General features: G+C 54.8%; 6 protein-coding genes. 5 read left to right on the top strand and 1 reads right to left on the bottom strand.

Going from position 1 to position 6,485, the window contains the following annotated elements:
- Nucleotides 1-143 precede the first annotated feature (143 nt).
- On the bottom strand, nucleotides 144-1,766 hold the full coding sequence (locus CKO36_RS18335) for an IS66 family transposase (RefSeq protein ID WP_200286354.1): 1,623 nt from the start codon (nucleotides 1,764-1,766) through the stop codon (nucleotides 144-146).
- Nucleotides 1,767-2,151: 385 nt separating this feature from the next.
- Here CKO36_RS18335 and CKO36_RS18340 point away from each other — a divergent pair, with 385 nt between their 5' ends.
- The 5 genes from CKO36_RS18340 to CKO36_RS18360 are packed head-to-tail and all read left to right on the top strand — an operon-like array spanning nucleotide 2,152 to nucleotide 6,404.
- The gene (locus CKO36_RS18340; RefSeq protein WP_200286355.1) at nucleotides 2,152-2,391 is read left to right on the top strand and encodes a type II toxin-antitoxin system Phd/YefM family antitoxin; all 240 of its coding nucleotides are present in this window, start codon (nucleotides 2,152-2,154) and stop codon (nucleotides 2,389-2,391) included.
- Nucleotides 2,388-2,777: a type II toxin-antitoxin system VapC family toxin gene (locus tag CKO36_RS18345; RefSeq protein ID WP_200286356.1), complete on the top strand. Its 390-nt coding sequence runs from the start codon at nucleotides 2,388-2,390 to the stop codon at nucleotides 2,775-2,777. Before CKO36_RS18340 ends, CKO36_RS18345 begins: the two co-directional genes overlap by 4 nt.
- Nucleotides 2,778-2,814: 37 nt before the next feature.
- Nucleotides 2,815-3,438, top strand: a complete 624-nt coding sequence (locus tag CKO36_RS18350; RefSeq protein ID WP_200286357.1) for a tetratricopeptide repeat protein — start codon at nucleotides 2,815-2,817, stop codon at nucleotides 3,436-3,438.
- Complete coding sequence (locus tag CKO36_RS20355) at nucleotides 3,390-4,790, top strand: sulfotransferase (RefSeq protein WP_200286358.1); 1,401 nt, start codon at nucleotides 3,390-3,392, stop codon at nucleotides 4,788-4,790. The genes CKO36_RS18350 and CKO36_RS20355 overlap by 49 nt, the downstream gene beginning before the upstream one ends.
- 3 nt (nucleotides 4,791-4,793) lie before the next feature.
- Nucleotides 4,794-6,404, top strand: coding sequence for a tetratricopeptide repeat protein (locus CKO36_RS18360; RefSeq protein ID WP_200286359.1), 1,611 nt, complete (start codon nucleotides 4,794-4,796; stop codon nucleotides 6,402-6,404).
- The last annotated feature ends 81 nt before the right edge of the window (nucleotides 6,405-6,485 follow it).

Below are 6,485 nucleotides of genomic sequence, written 5' to 3' on the forward strand. Positions count from 1 at the left end.
CTCGGCCAAAAAGTCACTGCCGCTGAGTTGGCTGCCGTCAACATCAAGCGACACGACTTCCATGGCGACTGGAATTACACTATTTCACCAGCACAAAATGGAACACTTATTTTGTGACAATCCCTTAGTAACTTCTCAATAACTCACGGCCCAGCCGACGCGGCCAAGGCCCGTTCGCGCACGATTTCCGGCAAGGGCGGGATGTCTCCGACCTGTCCGATGCGGTCGTTGAGATAATCCCAGAACGAGATCCCCAGCTTGCGGCAGGTCTTCTTGAGACTGGCAAAGGTGTCACGACAACGGCGCCCCAGATCGCTGCGCGTCCCGCTGCTGATCTTGCGCCATTTGACGTAGCCACGGATGTCGTTCTCGCTGCCGTTGGTGTGAAGCGGGATGTCCGGGCGCAGGAGCAGCAGCTCGCTCTGATGGGTCTTCAGGCGCTTGAGGGTTTGATTAAGGGTCGCGAAGGAGGTCTTCTGGCTAAAGATGGTCTCGAAACGCGCGCGCAGATCCGCGACGGCGGCGGGATCGGGGGCGCGTTGGTAGGCCTTGAGGTCGGCATACAGCGTCCAGATCTCATCACGCACGCGTTCCTGATCCAGGCGTTGGCGCTCATTGAGCGGAATGAGTTTGTGAATCAGGCGTTCGGCGTGCACCCAGCACAGGGCATGCAGCAGAATGGCGAACTGTCCGGCACCATCGCTGACAATGACCAGCTCGCGCGAGAGGCCTTTCTCCAACAGTCCACCGAGCAACGCTCCCTCGGTGGCGATGCGCCGATGGCGTTCCTTGGTGATCCCAAGGGTCTTGAGATGCGCCTCCCACACCGCCGTGGTCGTGATCTCCAGGATCGGTGAAGCCACCAGCGCTTGGCGCAATGCCTGGGGCAAGCCCTGTTCGCGCCAGTACGTCAGGGCCTCATCATTGAGGCAATAGACGGGTTCGCCCGCTTGCAGAAGCTCAAGGAAATTGATCCGGCTCTTGCTTTCGGTGCTGGAGAACCAGGCAAAGCAGTCGTTGCCAATCTGGGTGACGTAGCCGTTGCGCCCTTGGTGGCGCGCCCCTGAGTCATCGACCGTGATGAAGGAGCTGACCTCCAGACCCACCGCGAGCAACTGATCCTTTTCGGCAAAGAAGGGTTCGTTGTGCCCGCTGAGCAGGGCGTCGATCTGCCCGACCGACAAGTCGATGCCCCATTCAAGCAGTTGCTCGCGCAACAACGGTTGGGTGACCTGACAGTGATGGTACTGGTAGAGCAGGTAAGCCCGCAGGCGCGGGCCGAAGTGCCCGCCTTGCAAGATCGCTGGCAGTTCCCCACACAACCATTCCCCTTCCGGGGTCTGCCACACCTCCAGGCGATAGCGGGTGTTGTGCGCTTCGATCTTCAGATCCTGGACCACGAAGTCGCGATAGCCTTTGAAGCGCGCGTCAGGCGGCGGCTCCTCGGTGGGGCGAATTACGCACTCCTCATGAATCGGCACATCCGGGGTTTTGCTCCGCTTACTCGAGCCGGCCCGCTGGCCTGTGGACTCGCCCTTGCCTTGCCCTTTCTTGTCTGGATCGCTCTGATCCTTCATCCCGCTCGGCTTGAAGGTCGGCTTGCCTTTCTCGCCCTTGAGCACCGCGATCTCATCGCGCAGCTGCTGGATGGTTTCCGCTTGCCGTTGGCTCTCCTCGGCCAGCGTTTCGATCAGCTCCACCAACTGCTCGACCAGCGCGGTGCGTTCCGCCTCTGGGATGTCAGGAAGTTCGATCAGGCTGGGCATGACGGCTGGGCGAGTCGCGGGAAACGATTGGGGGGCGATGGAGGTACTCTAACGGATATCTTTAGCCAAGGCTGCCGTGACTTATTGAGAAGTTACATTCCTTATGGTTAAGTCGCGGACCCGCCTGGCACTTCCCGTCCAAGCCAACGCCTGCTATCAGCAGGGCAATCAAGCGCGCGCCCTGGCCCGCCCAAAGGAGGCTCGGCTGGCGTATCTGCAAGCGCTGGCACACAAATGTGCGGTGGCGAACTGTGTGACGGGGCCGGGCTGGCGCGCGTGCTGCAAAAGGCTTTTGCGGCCATGTGGCTTGGCCAAACTGTTGCTTGACGAGGTTGAAGCATCCAAATAGACTAAGTTTACTTAGTCTGGTCTTTTTGGAAAGACGATGCGCACGGTCAATATCCACGAAGCAAAAACTCATCTTTCCCATCTCGTCGACAAGGCGGCGAACGGCGATGCTTTCGTCATTGCCAAAGCCGGACGCCCGATGGTCAAGGTCATACCGCTCGGCGAACCTGCGATTCCGCAACGTCTTGGCTTCATGGCCGGACAGATCAGGGTTCCCGATGATTTTAACCGCATGGGCGAGGATGCCATTCTGGCGCTCTTTGGAGAGCAACCTTGAGGTTGTTACTGGACACCCAGATCCTGCTCTGGTCAGCCGGCACCCCGGAGCGACTCCCGGACGAAACGCGCGCTCTCCTTGAGGCTCCAGAGCATCTGCTTCATTTTAGCGCCGCTAATCTGTGGGAAGTCGTGATCAAATGCGGGCTTGGCCGCGAGGATTTTCAGGTCGATGCGCACGCACTCCGTCGCGGTCTGCTCGACAATGGCTACCGAGAACTGCCCATCGACAGTCGCCATGCGCTGATGGTGCAAAATTTACCGGGAATTCACAAAGATCCTTTTGATCGCATACTGATTGCGCAAGCCATGGTGGAAGGATTAACGCTGATGACCACAGATAGTTTCATCGTGCAGTATTCTGTCGCAACTCACAAAGTATCGTAAATGGCATTGCCAGTTAAAAAAGCTGGGGATTTAGACCATGGAAGACAATCTTCAAAAAGCGCTGAATGACCACCAAGCCGGCCAGCTTGATCGGGCAGCCACCCTGTATCGGCAGGTGATACCGCACTTGCCCCAAGCGCAGTGCGCGACCGCAACCTATCTCCTCGGGACGATCCTTTTTCAGCAAGGCGATGACGACCAAGCCGAGGCCTTGTTTCGGGACGCAATCGTGCAGAATCCGGCGGTTGCGGATTTTTCGGTGGCCCTCGGCGATCTTCTTAAACAGACTGATCGCCATGCGGACGCTGGTGCGGCCTATGCGCAAGCCCTGTCACTCAACGCCGATGACAGTATCACAACGGTAAAATATGCCGATACCCTCTTCGATCTCGGTCGATATGAAGAGGCTTGCCAAGTTTATGCGCGCGTTCTTCATGTCCCGACGAGTGCCGTCAAGGCGTATCACGGCTATGCCCAAGCATTGATTCAACTCGAGCGTTATGAGGAGGCCATTGCGGCTTGTCAGAGCGCGCTCTCTATTGCTCCTGGGAAGCCAGAGATCCTGAATACGCTGGGAGTGCTTTTAACAAAGCGAATCAACTGGACGCGGCCGTGGATGCTTTTAGCCAAGCGATCACGATTGACGCTGCCTATGACGTAGCGTTCCATAATCGAGGAACGGTGCTTGAAAGGCAGTCGCGCGAGGAAGACGCGCTGGCGGATTACAAAACCGCACTCAAGATTAAACCGGATGCTGAGCAAGTGCGGCTTCGGTTTGCTCAATTACTCCAAAAGCGCGACCGTCATACAGAAGCGCTGGAACAATACGAGTTGGTAATCCAGGCGAATCCGGATTGTGCTGATGCGCATCACGGTAGAGGCGAAGCGCTTCGTAGGCTTGGTTTTGCAAAGCGTGCATGCGAGAGTTACCAACGCACATTAGAGCTGCGGCCTGATAACTTGAGAGTGCTTGTGGACTATTATGGATATGAGTGTGAAACTAAAGACAAATCGTGCATATTAAGCGCAATATGTCGATTGAAAGACGCTTTAGCCGAAAAAAACAAAAGTTTTGGGGATCCAGCCTTTATCCAATTTACACTTGCAAAGATGTATGAGCAACTGACCGATTATGACATGGCCTTTGCGCATTTCAGCCGGGGGCGTCAGGTACTTGCTCAGGCATCTGAATCAACCTGGGACCCGGGCTTCGCTAAGATCGACTGGCTATGCAAAACGATGACGCCGGCCTTTTTTGCTGAACGCCATGGCTGGGGCCATGACAGCGAACGGCCAATCTTTATCGTCGGCATGCCGCGTTCAGGGACAACACTCGTGGAGCAAGTTCTATCCAGCCACTCTGACGTTTATGGGGCGGGAGAGCGGCTGTGGATACACCAAACCGCGTCACCGCTGGTGGCGGACAACAATGCGCCTATTGGCCCGGTTTCTCCAGAAAAGATGCGAGCACTTGCGCAGCAGTATTTAGCCTATCTCGACCAAAGTGACGCGACAGCCGTGCGAGTGACCGACAAATTTCCACATAACTTCCTGTATCTTTGGTTGATTGCCTTGCTGTTTCCAAAGGCGACGATCATTCACTGCCAACGCGATCCAATGGCAACCTGTTGGTCGATTTTTAGCCACCCGTTTAGGCATGGGCATCCTTACGCTAACCGACTCGATACCCTCGGTCAGCATTACCGGCAATATCAGGTGCTCATGGCGCATTGGGAACAGGCGCTTCCTATACCGATCTATTCGGTGCGGTATGAACAACTGGTACGGGAGCCGATATCGACAATTCGGGCGCTGCTTGATCATTGCCGGCTTTCATTTGAACAAGCATGTCTTGCGCCGCATCTCAATGACCGGCCAGTTCAAACGTCTAGCTCTAATCAAGTTATTAAACCAATCTATACGAATCGAATTGATTATTGGCAAAACTATAAACCCTATTTGATGGATTTACATCACGCATTGCATGGCCAGCTAAAAGAGTCGGAGATTTAGACCATGGAAGACAAGCTTCAACAAGCACTGGATTACCACCAAGCCGGTCAGCTTGATCAGGCCGCCACCCTGTATCGACAGGCGATACCACACTTGCCCCAAGCGCAGTGCGCGACCGCAACCTATCTCCTCGGGACGATCCTTTTTCAGCAAGGCGATGACGACCAAGCCGAGGCCTTGTTTCGGGACGCAATCGTGCAGAATCCGGCGGTTGCGGATTTTTCGGTGGCCCTCGGGGATCTTCTTAAACAAAGCGGTCGCCATGCGGACGCTGGTGCGGCCTATGCGCAAGCCCTGTCACTCAACGCCGATGACAGTATCACAACGGTAAAATATGCCGATACCCTCTTCGATCTCGGTCGATATGAAGAGGCTTGCCAAGTTTATGCGCGCGTTCTTCATGTTCCGACGAGTGCCGTCAAGGCGCATCACGGCTATGCCCAAGCCTTGATTCGGCTTGAGCGTTATGAGGAAGCTATTGCAGCTTGTCAGAGCGCGCTTTCTATTGCTCCTGAGAAGCCTGATATTCTGAATACGCTGGGAGTTGCTTTTAACAAAGCGAATCAGCTGGACGCGGCCGTCGATGCTTTTAGTCAAGCGATCACGATTGACGCTGCCTATGACGCAGCATTCCATAATCGAGGAGCGGCGCTTGAAATGCAGTCGCGCGAGGAAGACGCGCTGGCGGATTACAAAGCTGCACTCAAGATTAAACCGGATGCTGAACAAGTGCGGCTTCGGTTTGCTCAATTACTCCAAAACCGCGACTGTCATACAGAAGCGCTGGAACAATACGAGTTGGTGATCCATGCGAATCCGGACTGTGCTGATGCGTATAACGGTAGAGGCGTTGTGCTTCATTCACTTGGTTTTATAAGTCGTGCGTGCGAGAATTTTCGACGCGCATTAGAGTTGCAGCCTGATCACGTAGCAGCACTTTCGAAATATTATAAGCATAGATGCAACGGTCAAGACCAAACAGGCTTTTTAAACGCGATTAGTCGATTAGAAAACGCTTTTTCAGAGAAAAACAAGAGCTTTATAGATCTATCCCAAATTCATTTTTCACTTGCAAACATATATGAGCAAATGGCCGATTATGATGCGGCTTTTGCGCACTTCAGCCAGGGGCGTCAGATAAACGCCCAGAACGCTGGTTCGGCCTGGGATCCGGGCAGCACCGACACCAAGATCGACTGGTTATGCAAAACGATGACGCCGGCCTTTTTTGCTGAACGCTATGGCTGGGGCCATGACAGCAAACGACCAATTTTTATCGTCGGCATGCCGCGCTCGGGGACGACGCTCGTAGAGCAGATTTTATCCAGCCACTCTGACGTTTACGGAGCAGGAGAACGGCTATGGATAAAACAGACCGCGTCTTCAATGATATCAAGTAACGACACTCCAGCTGCGTCGCCTATTGGCTCGATTTCTCCGGAAAAAACGCGAGCGCTCGCGCAGCAGTATTTAGACTATCTTGACCAAAGTGATGCGATAGCCGCGCGAGTGACCGACAAATTGCCACACAACTTTATGTATCTTTGGCTAATCGCCTTGCTGTTCCCGGCCTTGATCATCCCTCGGTCCAAAACCAACAATTTCAGTAGGTGATCAGCGCGAGGCATGGGGCGGCAGGAGTCCGGGAAAGGCGTAGTCTTGGAGGTGCAACCCAACCCAAGGACAGCGCCGATG

Source organism: Rhabdochromatium marinum (assembly GCF_016583795.1).
GTDB lineage: Bacteria > Pseudomonadota > Gammaproteobacteria > Chromatiales > Chromatiaceae > Rhabdochromatium > Rhabdochromatium marinum.

Coding starts and splice junctions, on each gene's coding strand:
- CKO36_RS18335 (WP_200286354.1), bottom strand. CDS start 1,766: ATGCCCAGCCTGATCGAACTTCCTGACATCCCAGAGGCGGAACGCACC.
- CKO36_RS18340 (WP_200286355.1), top strand. CDS start 2,152: ATGCGCACGGTCAATATCCACGAAGCAAAAACTCATCTTTCCCATCTC.
- CKO36_RS18350 (WP_200286357.1), top strand. CDS start 2,815: ATGGAAGACAATCTTCAAAAAGCGCTGAATGACCACCAAGCCGGCCAG.
- CKO36_RS18360 (WP_200286359.1), top strand. CDS start 4,794: ATGGAAGACAAGCTTCAACAAGCACTGGATTACCACCAAGCCGGTCAG.